The sequence below is a fragment of the Aquidulcibacter paucihalophilus genome (assembly GCF_002105465.1).
GTDB classification, from domain to species: Bacteria; Pseudomonadota; Alphaproteobacteria; order Caulobacterales; family Aquidulcibacteraceae; genus Aquidulcibacter; species Aquidulcibacter paucihalophilus.
Window position 1 is genome coordinate 25,072 of sequence record NZ_NCSQ01000033.1, and the last position, 17,421, is coordinate 42,492.

The following is a 17,421-nucleotide window of genomic DNA, read 5'->3' on the forward strand; positions in this document are numbered from 1 at the left end:
GTCGTCAGAGTCACGAGGTCACTGTATGACGGTTCTGTGACAGCGACGGCGCGGCCAGCTTTTAGCGCTGCTGTTTCCGTGCTATGGGCCCGCGCATGACCGTAACCCTCGATCTTTCCCATCGGCCCAGCGCGGCGGCCGGCCCTGTTTCGACACCCATGTCGACGCGGACTTCGCTTGTCGGACTGACTTTGGCCGAAATGCGCGAAGCGGTGATTGCCTTGGGCGTGGAGCCCAAAAAGGCTAAGATGCGGGCGCAGCAAATCTGGCGTTGGGTCTATTTCTTTGGCGCGCGCGATTTTGACGTGATGACCGACATCGGCAAAGATTTGCGCGCCCTGCTGGAAGCCCATCACAGTCTTGATCGACCCGAAGTGATTGAGCGTCTGGTTTCTGCCGATGGCACCCGCAAATGGTTGATACGCTCTGCCCCCGGTGTGGAGTTTGAGACGGTTTTCATCCCAGACGTAGCGCGTTCTGGTGCCTTGTGTGTGTCGAGCCAAGTCGGCTGCACTTTGACCTGTACCTTTTGTCACACTGGTACGCAGAAACTGGTGCGTAATTTAACGGCAGCTGAAATCGTCGCCCAAGTCATGATCGCACGCGATGATTTGGACGAATGGCCTTCGACAACAGATGGTCGCGCTTTGACCAATATTGTCTTCATGGGCATGGGTGAGCCGCTTTATAATCTTGATGAAGTGGCCAAGGCGATTGATCTCATCAGCGATGGGGAAGGTATTTCAATTGGCCGTCGCCGCATCACGGTGTCGACTTCGGGTGTGGTGCCAAAGCTCGAAGAGTTGGGTACGAAGACAGGCGCGATGCTGGCGATCAGTCTTCATGCGACGAATGATGACTTGCGCGATGTTTTGGTTCCGCTCAACAAGAAATACCCCCTTGAAGAATTGATGGCGGGGATCCGGGCTTATCCAGGCTTGAACAATGCCAAGCGTGTGACGTTCGAATATGTGATGCTGAAAGGTGTCAATGATAGCCCGGCCGAAGCCCGGGCTCTGGTGAAATTACTCTCTGGCATCCCGGCTAAGGTGAATTTAATCCCATTCAATCCGTGGCCGGGAACAGCCTATGAGTGCTCGGACTGGAAAACCATTCATGCCTTCGCCGATATTGTGAACCGGGCGGGCTATTCCGCGCCCATTCGCACGCCGCGCGGGCGCGATATTTTGGCTGCCTGCGGACAATTGCGCAGCGAAAGCGTGAAAACCCGCGCTAGCGTGGCGTTGAAGGAACGGCTTGCGACTGCCGTCGAAGCGTCCTAGCCGCCTAATATAACGCGACAAATTGCGGAAGCGGCTTCAATGCCAGTAAAGTGGCGCATTAAGCCGTTCTCAAGCAGTCTTTTCATGTTGCGCGGACAGGGTGAGAAGTTCTCACCCTTGACCGCGACCAATCGCTGTTAGACCCCCGTCAATAATGACTGCTTCGCCGACCATATAGTCGCCAGCGCGGGAGGCGAGGTAGATTGCCGTGCCTGCCATATCTTCGGTCGTGCCGACCCGCTTGGCAGGGATGGCTGCAGCCACCATGTCACCATGGTCACGTGCGATCGTATTGAGGTCTGAAGCAAAGGCCCCGGGTGCTAGGGCCGAAACCACGATATTGTGCTTGATCAGGTCTGCTGCAAGCCGCTTGGTTAGATGGGCGAAGGCGGCTTTACTGGCCTGATAGGCAAAGGTGTCGACGGAATTGACCGTGATGCCATCGATCGACGTGATATTGATGACCTTGGCGGGTTGGCCAGGTTTCGCAGCGGCCTTCAAATGACCCAATAAGGCTTGGATCAAGAAGAAGGGGCTTTTGACGTTCAAGTCCATCACCTTGTCCCAGCCCTTTGCGGGATAGGAATCCAGTGGGGCCATCCAGATCGTGCCGGCATTATTGACCAGAATGTCGAGATGATCTTCCAGTTCCGCAATGGTGTCTGCCAGCGCCTTCACCCCTTCGAGGGTTGATAAATCGCCCGGAATAGCGGTGCAGCTCCGCCCACCTTTGGACATTTCTTCAGCGGCGGCTAAGCACTGGTCGGCTTTGCGCGCCGTGATATAGACTTTAGCGCCTTGGGCCAAAAAGCCCTCTGCGATCATGCGGCCAATGCCTTTCGATCCGCCCGTGACCAAGGCGACGCGCTCTTCCAGTGAAAACAATTTCTCAAACATGGCCGTTCTCCCGAGTTAATTTTTAGGTTTGGTATGTTCGCGTCGAAGCTTAAGGCTTGCGGGCCACCCCTTCACGGCGGGGATCAGCACCACCAACAAGGCCTTGTGGCGTCAGGCGAACCACATGCAGGCCAGAACCCTCGGCCCCGCCGCCATCGCGGAACGTTTGGCCCAAGGCTTCTAGGCCCTTAATCAATTCAGGGCTTGCCCGCGTGCGATCGAGTGCCACGGGGCTAGAGCGTGCGACAATATTGGGCAGCGCGACTGCATCTTGGGGCGACATGTTCCAATCTAACATGCCCACCATGGCTTTGGCCACATAAGCAATGATGGCATTGCCGCCAGGTGAGCCTACTGCCAGTTCAAAATGGCCGTCCTTATCGAAGACGATGGTGGGGGCCATGCTCGAGCGGGGCTTCTTGCCGCCTGCGGGCGCATTGGCAATTGGCTCGCCATTCGCATCGACATTGCGGAAGGAGAAGTCAGTCAATTGGTTATTCAGGAAGAAACCGCGAACCATGCGTTGCGAACCAAACAGGCTTTCAACCGTTGTGGTCATCGACACAACATTGCCACGCTGATCGACGATCACGAAATGGGTTGTGCCAAATACGTTACCGGTTGCATCCCGACCGCGCTTGACCGCGCCGGGGGGCTCGCCAGGTTCAACCGACTTCATGGTTGCGGAGTCGGAGATGAGGGCGGCGCGGCTCTTCAGATAGGTTGCATCGAGCAGGCCTGCGATAGGCACAGCCACATAGCGGTCATCTGCAACATAGGTGTCGCGATCAACATAGGCCAAGCGCTGGGCTTCAATGAAGCGATGCCAGCCAAGGGGATCATTTGGGCCGGTCGCGCCCATGTCGAAGTTTTCTAAGATACCCAGGGTGGCCATCACACCAATGCCGCCAGAAGAGGGTGGCCCCATCCCGCACACTTTGCGCGCTCGATAAGCGCGGCATATCGGCTCAAGCTTGTTGGGCTTATAGGCTTTTAAATCTTCCAGCGACAAGGTGCCGGGCATCGGTGCTTGTCCAGACCGCGCAACGATGTCGGCTGCAATCGGGCCCTCATAAAAGGCCTTTGGCCCTTGATTGGCAATTTGGGTTAGCGTGTCGGCATAGGCCGCATTTTTCAAAAGCGTGCCGGCGGGCAGGGGTGTACCTGTGCTATCCATCAGATAGGACATCACATCAGGACCGGGTTCGGTGATGCGCTTGAGTTGGGTGGCAACACCGTTCAAGCGCGGTGAAATCATAAATCCGTCGCTTGCCAGTTTAATCGCGGGTTGAAAGCTGCGGCTCCATGGCAGTTTGCCATGCTCTTCCCATGCCATATGTAGCATCGCGACTGCCCCTGGCACACCTTGCGAGCGACCAGACTTAACCGCAGTCCAAAAGGGTAAGGGGTTGCCCGCATCGTCTAGAAACAAGCGGTCAGTAGCTGCGGCTGGGGCCACTTCGCGACCATCATAGGCCACCACATCGCCCGTCTCAGCGTCATAATGCAGCATGAAAGAGCCGCCACCTATGCCGCTGGATTGAGGTTCAACCAAACCCAAGGCCGTTTGCACGGCAATTGCCGCATCAACCGCCGACCCACCCGCGCGCAGGATTTCAAGACCGGCTTCCACCGCCAGGGGGTTGGCTGCTGCGATCATGCCGCCATGCGTCCACACGCCTCCAGGCTTAGCCTCGGGCATCGTGGCTGCGGGCTTGAGAGCTATTGGGGGCGTGGCAGTTGGACTTGCCGCACAGGCAGCGAGGCAGAGCGCCAAACCGGAAACTAGAATTTGGCGCATATTATCCCCTCCACCCTACTAGCAAGCCTGCAGCTTAGTCCTTTGCGCGCTCAACGTAAGAGCCATCCTCAGTGAGAACGACAATGCGTGTGCCGGTTGCAATATAAGGAGGCACCATGGTGCGTACGCCGTTTGAAAGCATAGCAGGCTTGTAGGACGAAGAAGCGGTTTGACCCTTCATGGTGGGCTCGGTATCGACGATTTCCAAAGTCACGCGGGTTGGCAAAACAGCCGCCAGTGGGGTTTCGTTGAAGATTGTCAGATAAACTTCCATGTTTTCTTGCAGATAGGCCGCGTCGTCGCCCAAGACCGCATGAGGAACCAAAACCTGCTCATAATTGTCTGGGTTCATAAAGACGTGGGCGGTGCCATCGTCATAGAGATAGTTAAACTTGCTTTCTTCCACGAAGGCCTTTTCCACTTGGTCTGTGGTCTTAAAGCGCTCGGTCATTTTGATGCCGTCGGTGATGCGACGCATTTCGACCTGGGTCACCGGCGTGCCTTTGCCGGGATGGATGTTCTGGGTTGTCAAAATGACATAGAGTTTGCCGTCTGTATGTTCGACAACATTGCCTTTGCGAAGGCTGGAGGCGATGACCTTGACCATAATCTGTCTTTCAGTGCTGAGCTTTGATCCGACTTCGGCCCAAAGCATGGAAATCTTGTGATGTGGGCGCCTTCTAACCTTTCTCGCTCAATCCGCCAAATGGGTGACGCATGAGTCGATCAGATGTGCCGCAGAGCCCTTGGTGGGAGGCCAATCGCCATGCCGATCGCAGGCCCTTTCTACTGGCGCGCAACCGGATCAAAAAGGCGATGCGTGCCTGGTTCGAGGCTGAAGGCTTTTGTGAAATCGAGGCCGGACAATTGCAGGTTTCCCCCGGCAATGAGACCCATTTGCATGGTCTTGCAACAACAAGGCTTGCCCCAGACGGGGCGGCAACACCGCTCTATCTACACACAAGCCCCGAACTTGCCTGCAAGAAACTTTTGGCGGCGGGCGAGGAAAAAATCTTCGATTTTGCCCGAGTGTTTCGTAATCGCGAGGCGGGCCCCTTGCATGCCACCGAGTTCACCATGCTGGAATGGTATCGGGCTGGTGCTGACTGGCAGGTCGTGATTGAAGATTGCCTTGCCCTATTGCGGGTGGCGGCCATGGCTGTGCCAACCAGCCACTTCACGTGGCGCGGCCATCACGTGCCGCTTGCCGCCGAACCCATAAGTCTCAGCTTAGCAGAAGCCTTTGATCGCTACGCCCAAATCGACCTTCTGGCCAGTATCGACGTACATGGCCAAGAAGACGTAAGCCATTTGCGCACCCAAGCCATCCAAACCGGGGTCTCGACGGATGAGTCAGACACATGGTCTGATCTCTTTTCCAAAATCCTAGTGCAGAAGATCGAGCCCAATCTGGGTTTTGACGCCCCATGCGTCTTGCATTCCTATCCTATCAGTGAGGCCGCTTTGGCCCGTAAGAACCCGTCTGATCCGCGGGTGGCGGAACGTTTTGAACTCTATGTCTGTGGCGTAGAGCTTGCCAATGGCTTTGGCGAACTGACCGATGCGGTTGAGCAACGTGCCCGCTTTGAAGCTGATATGGAAGCGAAGCAAGCCATTTATGGCGAGCGCTATCCATTAGACGAGGATTTTCTGGCCGCCCTTACAAAAATGCCCAAGGCCAGCGGGGTGGCCTTGGGCTTTGATCGTTTGGCGGTCTTGGCAAGTGGCGCCCGCCGCCTCGATGACGTCCTTTGGACGGGGGTCGTTTAGGGCTTTTGGGCCTCTTTTGTAGCAGGCGTCGGCAATACCTTGATCAAGCGGGCTTTGGATGGGTCCAAATAGCGCTTAGCCAAAGCTTTCACGTCTTCCAATGTCGTTGAAGCATAGTGATCCTTCGCCTCACGAATACGCACAAGGCGCTGGCGGTCAAAGCTGGCTTGATCTAGAGCGCCCAGCCACCATGGATTATTGGCCGTTGTTTCATCGAAATCGGCGATCAAGGGCCGGCGTGCTCGTTGGAACAGGTCATCCTCGATCTTTCCGGCGGCCAAATCTGCAGCAATCGCTTCCATAGCGGCAATGACCTTATCGCTATCCTCCGGCTTGACTTCCGCGAGGGCGCCAATTCGGCCATAGCCCGGGTAGACACGAGACGGTGCCCAATCGACACCGGGCGAATACGTCTCGCCCAATTCTTCCCGTATCACCTCGGTCAGTCGGTTTTGAAGGATAGCCGTCAGAATGCGAACACCGCGTGCCTCGCGTCCGTCGCCATAATCGCGCATGGGCCAATAGACCATGGCGAGAGACTGGTCTGGCCGACCCTTGTGGTTCAGGATGGTCGTGCCTCGACCTGCGGGGAATTCAACTTTGCGCGCCTCTGCCAAGGCAGGTGGCGTGGCCAAGCGCGCCGGCAAAGCCCCGAACGTGGCCGCCACGGCGTCACGGGCTGCCTCCACCGTGGTGTCGCCGACGATCAAGATTTCAATCGCGGAATTTTTTCGCGCCGCATCCACAACGGACTTGGCCTTTTCCAAGGTCAATTGGTCAAATTGTTCTGCGGTTGGGAAGGCAAAGCGCGGGTTGTTGGCAAGCAGGACATATTCGCCTTGCGTGCCCCAGACGCTGCCCGGCGTCGTATCAATCTGGCGATAAATCGCGTCTTTTGAGGCCTTTAGGCGTGCAATACCATTGGGTCGCCATGCAGGGTCCGTCAAGAAAGCGGCAAATACCTGCATTTGCAGTCCCAAATCCGCATCGGTGGTTGAGCTGGCGAAACTGAAGCTTTCTTCGCCAATGAAGAAGCCCTGTCCAACGCTTCGCCCGGCCAATGCCCGCTCCAGCGCATCCGCATCTAACTTGCCAAGTCCGCCTGCGATAAAGGCTGCATCAATGGCGAAGGCCAGGCCCGGCTGGTCTGCGGGAAGTGCCAATTGTCCTTCGCCAAAATTGACTTGGACGCGGACGCGGCCTTCCTCAAACTTGGTTGGCTTGACAATGAGGCGCACCTGATTGGCAAAGCGCATTTGGGTGACGCCTAGGTCTGCCAAGAGGACTGCCTCGGTCACGGTCCCTTTCGGACCGAAGTTCACATAGTCCCATAGCGCTTTAGCTTCCGCTTTAGGCGCGCTGACGGGTTTGGCGCGCAGGGCTTGGTAGGTGGTTTGAACAGCGGCTTCACCGCCCTCTATGGCCTCGCCTGTTGAAACAAATAGCTCTGGCACATCTGTACCCCAGGCCTTTTTTAACTCCGCCAAAGCCGCTTGCGGGTTCAAAGTGCTGGCTACCTTTTCAAACCAAGCCAAATCATCCGCTGGCGTGGTAAGAACTGCGTCCTCACCAAAGCTCGAGAGGATTTCATCGACCAGATCAGCGGATCTGGCCGCCCCGGCTTGAGCAGCGGCCCGGCGATATCCCTCGCGCGTGTCGGCTAAAGCGACCGAAAACTCATCCGCCGTGAAGCCAAAGCTTAAGGCGCGGCGCAACTCGCCATCCGCAATATCGAGCGCTTCACGCCATTTGGCAGGTGTGGTTGCCGTGGCTTCGATTGACGCGATACGTGCCGCATCAAACCATGCGCCTGAGCTGATGGACGCACTTGTGATGGGTGAGCCCTCGCGCCGCGCAATCCGCTCTAGCCGTGTATTCACCATGCGATGCGCAAGGGCCAAGAGCAGGTCCTCGCGCCGATTGGCGCTGGTGTCTGGTTTGGCGACATAGGGCTTTACATTGAACAGGCTGACGGCGGTTGCGAGCTGGGGCTCCAAAAATATCTTCACCGAACCTGGTTCGCGCTTTGGGGTGCCCAAGTTAGGGTCCTTGCCTGCGTCTTTGGGTTGTTCCCAATTGGCGAATTGCGCCTTGATCAGGGCTTCAGCGGCCTTTGGGTCGACATCACCTACTACAACCAGAAACGCACGCTGAGGGGTGTAAAACCGCTTATAGAGATCGACAAAGCGCTCTCTTGGGGCTTCGCGCACCACTTTCATGTCGCCAATGGGAAAGCGGCTTGGGATACGGGTACCATCTAGGGCTTGCGCGGCAAAGGCGCGGAATTGGCGGAAGCCTGGGTTTTCACGCGCCCTCTCTTCAGATTGGATAATCCCTCTCTCGCGATCAATCGCTTCTGGATTGAGGGTCAGCCGTCCGGCTGTTTCGCGCATCATGGACAGACCCAGTTCCAGCCTTTCCGCCTTGGGCATGTCTAATTGATAAACCGTCTCGTCCCAGCTGGTATAGGCATTGGTATCTGGGCCAAAGGCCAAGCCTTCCCGGGCGAGAATTTTGTCAAACTCACTCTCAGGCACATTTTCAGAGCCATTAAACGCCATGTGCTCTAGAAAGTGGGCGAGGCCGGACTGATTGTCCTCTTCATTGAGCGAGCCTGCCGCAATGCGCAGACGAATGGCGACTTCGCCCTTTGGGGTTGGCCACTTCTTGATCGCATAGCGCATCCCGTTGGGCAGGATTCCATAGGTCACAGCTGGGTCGGGTTTAAAGTCCTTGTAGCGGTCTTGCGGAAAGCCAGGCAGGGGCGCGATCTGGGCCAAGGCTGGCTGCGCCGATAAAGCAATGAGGGAAACCAAGAGGGCTTTTGTCAATCGACGCATAAAATACTCCATTCAAAAGGACGCCAGAGCTAATCCTTTGGCGCATTGGAAACTGGCTTGTAGTCAAGAGATCACACGCGTTGCGGTCAAGTAACTTTTCAGCAAGGTTTCGCCCGCGGTTAGGTTCCAAACGGAACTTGTGCGGCAAAGGCTTCCGCAAGCGTATTGCGACCGGCCACGAAAACCTCGGGCTCATGGGCTTTGATATGGGCCATAATGCGATCCAGGGCACCAATGCGCCCCGGGCGTCCTACGATCCGCAAGTGCAGGCCGATATTGAGGACCCGCGCGTGCCCGCGACGGGCTTCGGCTAGCAGGGCGTCGAAACTCTGAATGGCATATTCTGCCCAATCCCAAGGCTGCATGGCCGGGGCGACCCACATTTTCATGTCATTGGTGTCGATTGCATAGGGGGTGATCAGCATGGGCTTCATCCCCTGCGGGGTCTCAACACTGTCCCAAAAGGGCATATCGCCGGAATAATCATCCATATGATAGGTAAAGCCCTCTTCGGCCAAAATCCGCCGCGTCTGGTCGGTCACAAGATAACGTGAGAGCCAACCCATGGGCCGTTGCCCCGTCGTCTTCTCAAGGGAATCGCGGGCCTTTGTGATAAAGGCGCGTTCTTTTTCTTCATCCATCCAGAATTGGTGGCTCCAGCGATAGCCATGGGCCGCAACTTCCCAGTTTCGCGCGACAATATCGGCTGCGACTTCCGGTGCGCGTTCCAGCGCCAAAGCGGCCGCTGTGATCGTGGGTGCAAATTGATAGGAGTCAAACAGGTCTCGAATCCTCGGCCAGCCTGCTTTGATGCCATAGTGATAATTGCTTTCATTCCCATAAACACGCATGGGACGGTTAGGGACCGCCCCTAATTCGTCCACGGGTTCAGGCCCTTTATCGCCATCGCGAATGTTTTGTTCGGCCCCTTCTTCCACATTGATTACGAGAGACACGGCAAGCTTGGTGCCATTGGGCCAACAAAAATGGGACGGGATGACAGTCATGAGCGCGGCCCTATGCTTTAGAATTGCAGGACGCAGACCTGCCGCCCGCCTGCGGCCTTGTCAAGCAGACCCCGCCGCCGCATGATGGACGTCTCTTCAAGGGCTTAAGCTCAAGGGATGGCTACTCCATCCGTTTATTCTATTTGTGGAATCCTATTTTGACTAATACCCGTCCCGAAACTTTCGACAGTTTGACTGGGCTCCGTTTTCTTTTGTCTATCTGGATTGCGGTCTTCCATTTAGGTGACATGTACGATCACGCAGGCTTTGGATCTTGGCCGATTATGAAGGCTGGCGTAGCGCGCGTGGATATATTCTTCGTTCTGTCTGGCTTTGTCTTGGCCCATATCTATTGGGCACGCAGTAAAGCGAAATTTCACTTTCCAACGTTTATGCGGGCCCGCTTTGCCCGGCTCTATCCATTACATCTTTTGGCGCTCGCCATTTTGGCAGGCTTGGTTTTGGCAGCCCATCTCGTCGGAAAAGGCGATGAAGCCCGCAATTTCACGACTCTCGGGCTCGTCGCTAACATCTTCTTGTTGCAGGCTTGGGGCGTCCCGGGTGCGGGGGTTTGGAATTTTCCGGGCTGGACCATTAGTGCTGAATTTTTTGGCTATTTGCTGTTTCCCGCCTTTCTTTGGATCGCTGCAAAGCTGCGGCACCGGCCTTGGTTGTTCCTTTTCCTCAGTGTGGCGCTGGTCTTGCTGATTGATTTGGGATTTCGCCTTCTTCTCGGCCGTACCATGACGCAATCCACCGCTGATCTGGGCATTTTGCGCGGGGCTTCTGTCATTTTGGTCGGCGTGGCAGCTCGGGTTGTTTTTGAGACGTGGCACTTATCCTCGCGCAACGCGCTTCGGGTCTTGTTATTTGGAGCCTTGATCGCTGTCAGTGGAGCCTTTTTTGGTTTGACGACAGCTATGGTCGCTCTGGGGGGTGCACTTCTGGTGATTGGTCTAGCCGCGCGCGATGTCACAAAGCCCACGTCAGGTGTCGGCACCGGCCTAGACGCACCCCTCATGGTCAGGCTGGGCGGGTGGTCTTATGCGATCTTTATCCTGCATGTGCCCGTCTTTATGGCGACGCAGAATCTTGCAGGCGTTCTTGGCACACCAATACCCATCAATCTTCTCACGATTGTTGTTATGGTGGGGCTATTAATGCTGGTATCTGCGCTTGCCCATTATGTGATTGAGGAGCCCGCACGACTGTGGTTGCGAGGGTCTAGTCGGCGGGCTCAATAAGGTCCCAACCATTGCCATAACAATCTTCAAACACCACGACTTTCCCATAGGCTTCATGCCGTGGCGCTTCCCGAAACACCACACCCGCCTCGACCATGGTGGCATAATCCTCGTCAAACCGGTCTGTCTGCAGGAAGAAACCGACCCGCCCGCCCATTTGTCGACCGATCAAGGCGGTCTGCTCTGATCCGGACGCTTTGGCCAGAATGATGCGTGTTTGGGCTTCACGGCTTGGGGCGACCACGACCCACCGTTTGCCCCCACCCATGGGGGTATCGACGATCAGCTCAAAGCCAAGCTTGGAACGGTACCAAGCAATGGCTTCATCATAGTCTGCAACCAGAATCGAAATCGCCGATAAAAACGCCATGGAACCTCCTAAGTCGATGATTAGTGAGGCTCTTCTCCGCCCGACACATTCATGCTTTCGCCGGTAATATACACAGCATCGGCACTGCACAGGAAGGCCACCGCGGCAGCCGTATCTTCAGGCAGCCCAGGCCGTCCCAAGGGAATGCGCGCCGCCATGGCTTTCAGATAATCTTCGACAGAGGCCGCCCCCACGACTTTCGAAAAATACTCATTTTGCCAAGCCCCAAGGCCTGTTGTCACATGGTTGGGGCAGACATTGTTCACGGTGATTTGGTGGGCACCCAATTCAACTGCGGCTGAGCGTGCCAATCCAACTAAGCCATGTTTGGAAGAGGTATAGGCTTGGGCATGTGGGAAGCCAGACTTTGCCGCTTGGCTGGCTATATTGATAATGCGCCCGCCTTTCCCGGCTGCAATCATCCGCTTGGCTGCGGCTTGAATGCCAAAGAAGCAGCCCTTCAGATTTACATCGATCACGGCGTCCCAGTCGCCCTCGGTCACATCCAGAAGTGGCTTCATAATATAGCCAATCCCAGCATTATTGACCCAGATGTCTAGGCTGCCGAAGGTGTCCACCGCATGCTGGGCCAAAGCATCGACCTCAGAAGGGACGCGTACGTCGCAGGCCTTGGTTGTAACGCCAACACCAAAGGCGGCGATCTCCTTTGCGATCTCGGCCATCTCGTCTTCCTGGCCTACATGTTGAGCCGCGGTAGCCGCATCGCGCGCCCGGCCTATATCGGAAAGGACGATGTTTGCGCCCTCAGCGGCCAGTCGACGCACAATAGCTTCACCTAAGCCTTTGCGTCGTCCAGACCCCGTGACAACCGCTGTTTTGCCTAAGAAACGCTTGTCTGCCATAGTGATCTCCGAAAAAATGTTGTGCGACAGGTTGCCACGCTCTTTTCATCTGGCAATAGGTATATCATTTAGAACGGAAATGGCCACAGCGTGTGGCTCGGGAGATGTGAGCATGTCCAGTCTTGTCAGCGATAAGCCCAAAGCACAGCCTGCGCGTCCCTATGACGGCCCACCAGATTACCGCGTTGTCGGCCAGCATGGCATGTATCCTCAGCTGAGCCATGATGAGATTTCGCGCTTCAATTTCTTGGCGCATGTGAATCGGCATTTGTCGACGCAGATTATGCCGGGCGTCAAAGAAGCCTTTGATGCACGCGTTGAGCCCAAGTTTATGGCGACCCAAGGGCGCGGCTTCAAAGATCGCCATGAAGTTCGCAAAGCGCTTCTCAAGGATCCCATGTTCCAATGGTGGAGTGCGCTTCGTCGAGCCACGATGGAAACCCGCCAACAGGCTGGTCGCTGGGTGACGTTGCGCCAAGCTGACCACTTGAACGCCAAAGCCAAGGCCCTGACCGAACATGATCAGCGCCTAAAGCTGAAACCAGACTTACCTTTGCCCCGCTATGTTGAGGCGATTGACCACCATTGTATGCCCGGCAGCTATCATACTGAGCTTGCTGAAGGCGATGTCACCGGGCCCTGTAATTATGATATTGGCATTTTTGCCACCACGGGCGGCATGTTGGGTCGCTATAATGATGGCGGTGGTCAAGCGATTGCGGCTTGGGTCAAAGAGGCCCTGCCTGATTTAAAGCCCCAGCGGATCCTCGATATTGGTGCAGGCCTTGGCCATAATGTAGTACCGATTGCACAGGCCTTTCCAGAGGCAGAGGTCGTCGCTGTTGATGTGGGTGCACCGATGCTGCGCTACGGTTTGGCGCGGGCTAAGACCATGGGCGTCGAGAATATCACCTTTGTGCAAGGCGATGTCAGCGACCTATCGGATTTAGCCGACGAGAGCTTTGACATGATCCATTCGTGCATGTTTCTGCATGAGACTTCCTATGCCTCCATGCCGAAGATTTTTGCGGAAACCCATCGCTTATTAAAGCCGGGCGGGATCGTCTTCCATGTGGAGCAGCCGCAATACACCCCGGAAATGCCTTTGTTTGAGCAGGCGATGCGCGACTGGGACGCTTTCTATAATAACGAGCCATTCTGGACCAAGATGCATGAGGTCGACCTCGATAGCTGGATGGTGGCAGCGGGTTTTGCCCCCGACAAATTGATCCATGGTGGCGTGGCTGCTGTGGTTGATCCAGACGTATTCCCGCAGGCGGCGCAAGACACAAAGCAGGAAGATTATGGCCGTAAAGCCGCTTGGCATGTCGTGGGAGCGGTAAAATGAGCAAGATTGATCCCCTTGTCCTCGCTGGCGCCAAGTCAAAGGGTAAGCGGCCGTACTTTTTGGATACCGATGTCGAGCGCCTGACCAATATCGTTTTGGTGCTGGCCCAAGAATTGGCCGTTGTGCGCGAGCGGACCGACACATTAGAACGATTGTTGGAGCAATCGGGTGTGCTTACGCGCCAAGAAATTGAAACCTTTACACCAACCAAGCAGCAGGCTGACGAGCGTGGGGCTTGGACACAGGAATATCTTGCCCGCGTCTTCCGAGTCCTGCAGCAGGAGCGGGAGGCTTTGCAGGCGCAAGAGGCGTCGAGCGAAGAAGTCGCAGACGAATTGGCGAAGGTTTAAGTATGGCTCAGAAGCGGAGTTGTACCACCAGCGTGGTCGCCCAAATCAGAGCGGCGATGTTTGGATAAAAGGTCGCAACAAAGCCAAAGGTCCGATAGATCGGATTGATCGAATAGCCGATCCAATAAATGATACGCGCCAGAATAAAGAGGGTCACCAGCACCGGTAGAATGGGCAGAAGGCTGGTAGGCAGCGTAGTTGCCAAGGCTAGATGCGCTGTCGCCAGCAGTAGGAATTGCTCCAGCGTATTGCGCTGGATGCGCACCTGTACGGCTAAGCGCTCAGCCTGATCATTCCCATCGATCACATCGCTGGCCAATGGACGAGCTCCGGCAATGAAGCCAATCATCGCCAATAAGGTCAAAATCGCAAAGAGCTGGTTTTGCAGCGCAAAGCCGATCCGGTTGGCCAAATCATCGGTGACTGGGCCCGCAAACAGCCCTGACTGGAAAGCAACATAGGTAAAGGCGATCTGGCAAGGCACTGAGATCAAGATTTGCAGGCCGATTAGGCCCTGTTGTTGCCTTAAGATCATGTTTTTGCTCCCCATTCATCTTCAAAGAGGCTGGTGACCGCCGCCGAAAGCCCAAGGCATAGAAGCTTTGGCCACCAGAATACCCCGTTTCAGCCTTGCTTGCCCTCTCGATGGCGGCTGTAAACATGCACCCAGACTGCTGAATTCACCCGAAGGCTTCCAGTGATTTTCGCGATCGCCTCTGTGATACGCACGATCTGGTTTTGTGCAGCCACACTCTGAAAGGGCGTATCGAGGTCAATCCGTAGGGTGAGAGGGAAGGGCGAGGTGACGGCGGCTTGGCCCTGTTCCAGTGGCAAACTGACCAGAACGCTTGCCACCAACCCTTGGGCGAGCAAGCCACGACGGCTGATCTCAGTGGGAGGGAGAGGATGGCCCATAATGGCTCCTTATTTCGGGGCCAAGGCCGCTTTCATCATATCGAGCGTCAGCGCACGACCGCCCATACCCCAACCGCCATCGGGCACCTCATTGATATGGACCCAAGTGAACTGGCGAGCGGCAGGAATGCCTTCAGCTGTCACACTGGCATCGGTGACCAGTTCAATCATTTTGGCTTTGGTCGCGGCGTCGAGCGAACCGGCGGGAACGGAAATTTGAATGAGGGGCATGTGTTGATCCCTAGAACTAAAACCTAGACAGAATGTCTATGGTGATCACCATAATATGGTGATCAGTATAATTTGTCAAATGGCTTAAGCTGAAGATCCATGTCTCTAAACACTTTACTGTTTTTATTGACTTTTTACTCTTTTTTGGTCTGCTCAGACAGAGTGACCCGACTGGTGACGGGCATCAACCATATTTGCAAAGAGGTCTGCGACTGCCTCAAAAGGGGCGGCCGAGCCTTGTACGCGGGCCAGCGTCCGTGCGCCCTCAAGGGCAGCAAGCAGTGCAGAGGCGAGCTTGTCTGCTTCTCTAACGGATAGGCCGCGGGCGCTAAGTTGGCTGGCTAGGGCTTCCTGCCATTGCGTAAAGCCCGCTTGCAAGCGCGCGGCCAGAGCAGGGTCTTCAAGGGCTTTATCCATGGCAATATTGGCCATGGCACAGCCAAGTTGGAACCCACTTTGGGCCATCTCTGCCCCAAGCCCGGCGCAAACCGCTCGGATATAATGGCCTGCATCGTTTGGCTGGTCTTTTCCGGCATGTTTGAGAAAGCTTGCGCCAGCCGCGCAATAGCGATCCAATACTTGCAGGGCGAGTTCGGCTTTGCCGTCTGGAAACAGATAATAGAACGAGCCTTTCGGCGAGCCACTTTCAGCGATGATCTGGGCAAGGCCAGTCGCAGAATAGCCTTGTTGACGGAATAAGCGTTCGGCGGTCGCGACGGCCAAATTGCGCGAATGTTCTGAATTTCCCATAAACTATCCGATTGCACATCCTGATTGACATCGCCAGTCTCTGAATTATGGTGATCGTCATAAAAGGAGTCAAGCATGCGTGCTCTCATTTTCCTCAAGCCTGGCCATCTGATGTGGCAAGAGCAACCCGAATTGACGCTGCAGGGTCCGCGAGATGCCATTGTGCGACCGATTGCGGCGACCACATGTGATCTTGACCGCCTGATTATTCGTGGAGAGGCACCGTTTCGCGGCCCATTCGCGATCGGGCATGAGTGTGTGGCCGAAGTGGTCTCGGTCGGTGATGCCGTGGCCAAGGTCAAGCGGGGCGACATTGTGATTGTCAATTGGCATATCTCGTGCGCCCATTGCGACCGCTGCCATGATGGGCGCCCCAATGCCTGTCGTACCCATCAAAAGGGGGCCATGTATGGGTTACCCGGGCTAGGCGATTGGGGCGGAACTTTTTCGGAATCCCTGCATGTGGTCGAGGCGGATTTTGCCTTGACCAAAGTGCCAGCTCATGTGTCGCCTGAGCTGGTTGCAAGTGGTGCCGACAACTTGCCCTTTGCGTTTGAATTCACCGTTCCGCACCTGCGCCAAACCCCGGGCGCAGACGTGCTGGTGATGGGCGGTTGCGGGTCGATTGCGCTCTATGCGGTTATGTTTGCTCGGGCCGCAGGGGCTGGACGCGTTGTTTATCGGGATGAGGACCCTCACCGTCTTGACGTCGCCGCCAGATTGGGTGCGGAAGTCATCGAAGGTCCTCCGCCGCGCCAAGCTGGCAGCTTTCCCATCGTCGTGGATGCCAGCGCCCATGCAGCTTCGCTTCTCTGTGCACTTCGGTCGGTTGAGCCAGAGGGGATTGTGTCGTCAGTTGGCGGCCATTTCGCTGATGTGTCCATGCCCTTGTTCGACATGTATCGCACAGGGGTCCGGTTCTACACCGGTCGTGGACGCGGCGGGCCCAATGTGGCCGAGACCCTCGATTGGGTGGCCCGTGGCCTCGTTGACCCCAGTCCTGTCACGTCTGAAATCGCCCCCTTCGAAGATGCGCCGACGGTCTTGGCAGAACCCAGTCTCAAACCGATTTTGACCCGACCTGCCCTTTATGGCGGGGGCAAACTAGATTAGTCAGCTAAAGCGTTAAGTGCGAGGCGATTTCCTTCGCTATCTTCAATCTCGGCAACATAGCCGCCAGCACCGATATGCTTCTTTGGGTAGAGGATTTTACTTCCCCGCGCGAGCGCACGTTCAAGCACGGGGTCAATGTCGGCGACATCAAAATAGACGATGGTTCCGGTCTTGGATGGGACATAGACGTCACCCTTTGCTAGGGCGCCACTCGCGCCGGGTCTACCATCGGCGCGGGGGAAGAAGGCCATTTCATAGCCATCGACAGTTTCCCGATTAAGTTTCAGTCCAAGAACGGCTTCATAAAAAGCAATGGCGCGGTCCATGTCGGTGACCGGGATTTCGAAATGATAGACCGGATTGGCCATGGCTTGGGGCTCCTGCAGTAAGGGTGAGGATCCCGCTGGGCTGGTTTGGCTTTGTTGACAGGCTGCAAGGGCCAGAAGGCAAAACCCTAACGGGCCCATCCAGGCTGCTCTTGCGAAGGGCGGCGGGATTTTGAACATGCCCCAGCTTTTACCCGAGGTAAGTTCGGCCGCAAGGTGGCTCACAGCCAGATGTAACCCAAGTGGGTCACAAGGCTGTGAGCCTTCTCGAGTTAATTCCGGGTGCCGCGGAGTGATTTGGAGACGGCTTTGT

18 protein-coding genes are annotated in these 17,421 nt (G+C 56.0%); 6 read left to right on the forward strand and 12 right to left on the reverse strand.

Going from position 1 to position 17,421, the window contains the following annotated elements; all coding sequences use genetic code 11:
- Positions 1 to 95 precede the first annotated feature (95 nt).
- Complete coding sequence (gene rlmN, locus B7364_RS03125; RefSeq protein ID WP_085338505.1) at positions 96 to 1,283, forward strand: 23S rRNA (adenine(2503)-C(2))-methyltransferase RlmN; 1,188 nt, start codon at positions 96 to 98, stop codon at positions 1,281 to 1,283.
- Between the two features lie 111 nt (positions 1,284 to 1,394).
- Here rlmN and B7364_RS03130 read toward each other — a convergent pair whose 3' ends face one another.
- The 3 genes from B7364_RS03130 to efp are packed head-to-tail and all read right to left on the reverse strand — an operon-like array spanning position 1,395 to position 4,588.
- Entirely contained in the window at positions 1,395 to 2,180 is a 786-nt protein-coding gene (locus B7364_RS03130; RefSeq protein ID WP_085338487.1) for an SDR family NAD(P)-dependent oxidoreductase, read from the reverse strand.
- A 49-nt stretch (positions 2,181 to 2,229) separates the two neighbouring features.
- A complete protein-coding gene (ggt, locus tag B7364_RS03135) occupies positions 2,230 to 3,981 on the reverse strand; it encodes a gamma-glutamyltransferase (RefSeq protein ID WP_085338488.1) in 1,752 nt (583 codons plus the stop codon).
- A 34-nt stretch (positions 3,982 to 4,015) separates the two neighbouring features.
- On the reverse strand, positions 4,016 to 4,588 hold the full coding sequence (efp, locus tag B7364_RS03140) for an elongation factor P (protein WP_085338506.1): 573 nt from the start codon (positions 4,586 to 4,588) through the stop codon (positions 4,016 to 4,018).
- A 110-nt stretch (positions 4,589 to 4,698) separates the two neighbouring features.
- Here efp and epmA point away from each other — a divergent pair, with 110 nt between their 5' ends.
- A complete protein-coding gene (gene epmA / locus B7364_RS03145; protein ID WP_085338489.1) occupies positions 4,699 to 5,751 on the forward strand; it encodes an EF-P lysine aminoacylase EpmA in 1,053 nt (350 codons plus the stop codon).
- Here the strand turns inward: epmA and B7364_RS03150 are convergent.
- Positions 5,748 to 8,591, reverse strand: a complete 2,844-nt coding sequence (locus tag B7364_RS03150; RefSeq protein ID WP_198534015.1) for a M16 family metallopeptidase — start codon at positions 8,589 to 8,591, stop codon at positions 5,748 to 5,750. The genes epmA and B7364_RS03150 overlap by 4 nt on opposite strands.
- Before the next feature lie 119 nt (positions 8,592 to 8,710).
- A complete protein-coding gene (locus tag B7364_RS03155; protein WP_085338491.1) occupies positions 8,711 to 9,598 on the reverse strand; it encodes a polysaccharide deacetylase family protein in 888 nt (295 codons plus the stop codon).
- A gap of 191 nt (positions 9,599 to 9,789) precedes the next feature.
- On the opposite strand from B7364_RS03155, the gene B7364_RS03160 reads away from it, so the two are divergent.
- Positions 9,790 to 10,842 carry an acyltransferase family protein gene (locus B7364_RS03160; RefSeq protein WP_269798754.1) on the forward strand — a complete coding sequence of 351 codons (1,053 nt, stop codon included), beginning with the start codon at positions 9,790 to 9,792 and terminating at the stop codon, positions 10,840 to 10,842.
- Here B7364_RS03160 and B7364_RS03165 read toward each other — a convergent pair.
- Together B7364_RS03165 and B7364_RS03170 are read right to left on the reverse strand one after the other, a co-directional pair.
- Positions 10,823 to 11,212, reverse strand: a complete 390-nt coding sequence (locus B7364_RS03165) for a VOC family protein (RefSeq protein ID WP_085338493.1) — start codon at positions 11,210 to 11,212, stop codon at positions 10,823 to 10,825. The two genes, B7364_RS03160 and B7364_RS03165, sit on opposite strands and share 20 nt — an antisense overlap.
- A gap of 20 nt (positions 11,213 to 11,232) precedes the next feature.
- Positions 11,233 to 12,075: an SDR family NAD(P)-dependent oxidoreductase gene (locus B7364_RS03170; protein ID WP_085338494.1), complete on the reverse strand. Its 843-nt coding sequence runs from the start codon at positions 12,073 to 12,075 to the stop codon at positions 11,233 to 11,235.
- Positions 12,076 to 12,187: 112 nt separating this feature from the next.
- Here B7364_RS03170 and B7364_RS03175 point away from each other — a divergent pair, with 112 nt between their 5' ends.
- Entirely contained in the window at positions 12,188 to 13,423 is a 1,236-nt protein-coding gene (locus B7364_RS03175; RefSeq protein ID WP_085338507.1) for a class I SAM-dependent methyltransferase, read from the forward strand.
- Positions 13,420 to 13,773, forward strand: a complete 354-nt coding sequence (locus tag B7364_RS03180) for a hypothetical protein (RefSeq protein WP_085338495.1) — start codon at positions 13,420 to 13,422, stop codon at positions 13,771 to 13,773. Before B7364_RS03175 ends, B7364_RS03180 begins: the two co-directional genes overlap by 4 nt.
- A gap of 7 nt (positions 13,774 to 13,780) precedes the next feature.
- Here the strand turns inward: B7364_RS03180 and B7364_RS03185 are convergent, their stop codons facing one another.
- The 4 genes from B7364_RS03185 to B7364_RS03200 form a co-directional block, all read right to left on the reverse strand.
- Positions 13,781 to 14,308: an MAPEG family protein gene (locus tag B7364_RS03185; RefSeq protein ID WP_157893455.1), complete on the reverse strand. Its 528-nt coding sequence runs from the start codon at positions 14,306 to 14,308 to the stop codon at positions 13,781 to 13,783.
- A gap of 89 nt (positions 14,309 to 14,397) precedes the next feature.
- On the reverse strand, positions 14,398 to 14,688 hold the full coding sequence (locus B7364_RS03190; protein ID WP_085338497.1) for a hypothetical protein: 291 nt from the start codon (positions 14,686 to 14,688) through the stop codon (positions 14,398 to 14,400).
- Between the two features lie 9 nt (positions 14,689 to 14,697).
- Complete coding sequence (locus tag B7364_RS03195; protein WP_085338498.1) at positions 14,698 to 14,919, reverse strand: tautomerase family protein; 222 nt, start codon at positions 14,917 to 14,919, stop codon at positions 14,698 to 14,700.
- A 153-nt stretch (positions 14,920 to 15,072) separates the two neighbouring features.
- Complete coding sequence (locus B7364_RS03200; protein ID WP_085338499.1) at positions 15,073 to 15,669, reverse strand: TetR/AcrR family transcriptional regulator; 597 nt, start codon at positions 15,667 to 15,669, stop codon at positions 15,073 to 15,075.
- A 75-nt stretch (positions 15,670 to 15,744) separates the two neighbouring features.
- On the opposite strand from B7364_RS03200, the gene B7364_RS03205 reads away from it, so the two are divergent.
- The gene (locus B7364_RS03205) at positions 15,745 to 16,782 is read left to right on the forward strand and encodes a zinc-dependent alcohol dehydrogenase (RefSeq protein ID WP_085338500.1); all 1,038 of its coding nucleotides are present in this window, start codon (positions 15,745 to 15,747) and stop codon (positions 16,780 to 16,782) included.
- On the opposite strand, the gene B7364_RS18090 is transcribed toward B7364_RS03205, so the two are convergent.
- Positions 16,779 to 17,421: VOC family protein (locus B7364_RS18090; RefSeq protein ID WP_232780788.1), on the reverse strand; the 643-nt coding region annotated here is incomplete at its 5' end. The two genes, B7364_RS03205 and B7364_RS18090, sit on opposite strands and share 4 nt — an antisense overlap.

Bases quoted from the DNA above. Each gene is read 5' to 3' on its own strand.
- rlmN (WP_085338505.1), top strand. From the start codon at position 96: ATGACCGTAACCCTCGATCTTTCCCATCGGCCCAGCGCGGCGGCCGGC.
- B7364_RS03130 (WP_085338487.1), bottom strand. From the start codon at position 2,180: ATGTTTGAGAAATTGTTTTCACTGGAAGAGCGCGTCGCCTTGGTCACG.
- ggt (WP_085338488.1), bottom strand. From the start codon at position 3,981: ATGCGCCAAATTCTAGTTTCCGGTTTGGCGCTCTGCCTCGCTGCCTGT.
- efp (WP_085338506.1), bottom strand. From the start codon at position 4,588: ATGGTCAAGGTCATCGCCTCCAGCCTTCGCAAAGGCAATGTTGTCGAA.
- epmA (WP_085338489.1), top strand. From the start codon at position 4,699: ATGAGTCGATCAGATGTGCCGCAGAGCCCTTGGTGGGAGGCCAATCGC.
- B7364_RS03150 (WP_198534015.1), bottom strand. From the start codon at position 8,591: ATGCGTCGATTGACAAAAGCCCTCTTGGTTTCCCTCATTGCTTTATCG.
- B7364_RS03155 (WP_085338491.1), bottom strand. From the start codon at position 9,598: ATGACTGTCATCCCGTCCCATTTTTGTTGGCCCAATGGCACCAAGCTT.
- B7364_RS03165 (WP_085338493.1), bottom strand. From the start codon at position 11,212: ATGGCGTTTTTATCGGCGATTTCGATTCTGGTTGCAGACTATGATGAA.
- B7364_RS03170 (WP_085338494.1), bottom strand. From the start codon at position 12,075: ATGGCAGACAAGCGTTTCTTAGGCAAAACAGCGGTTGTCACGGGGTCT.
- B7364_RS03175 (WP_085338507.1), top strand. From the start codon at position 12,188: ATGTCCAGTCTTGTCAGCGATAAGCCCAAAGCACAGCCTGCGCGTCCC.
- B7364_RS03180 (WP_085338495.1), top strand. From the start codon at position 13,420: ATGAGCAAGATTGATCCCCTTGTCCTCGCTGGCGCCAAGTCAAAGGGT.
- B7364_RS03185 (WP_157893455.1), bottom strand. From the start codon at position 14,308: ATGATCTTAAGGCAACAACAGGGCCTAATCGGCCTGCAAATCTTGATC.
- B7364_RS03190 (WP_085338497.1), bottom strand. From the start codon at position 14,688: ATGGGCCATCCTCTCCCTCCCACTGAGATCAGCCGTCGTGGCTTGCTC.
- B7364_RS03195 (WP_085338498.1), bottom strand. From the start codon at position 14,919: ATGCCCCTCATTCAAATTTCCGTTCCCGCCGGTTCGCTCGACGCCGCG.
- B7364_RS03200 (WP_085338499.1), bottom strand. From the start codon at position 15,669: ATGGGAAATTCAGAACATTCGCGCAATTTGGCCGTCGCGACCGCCGAA.
- B7364_RS03205 (WP_085338500.1), top strand. From the start codon at position 15,745: ATGCGTGCTCTCATTTTCCTCAAGCCTGGCCATCTGATGTGGCAAGAG.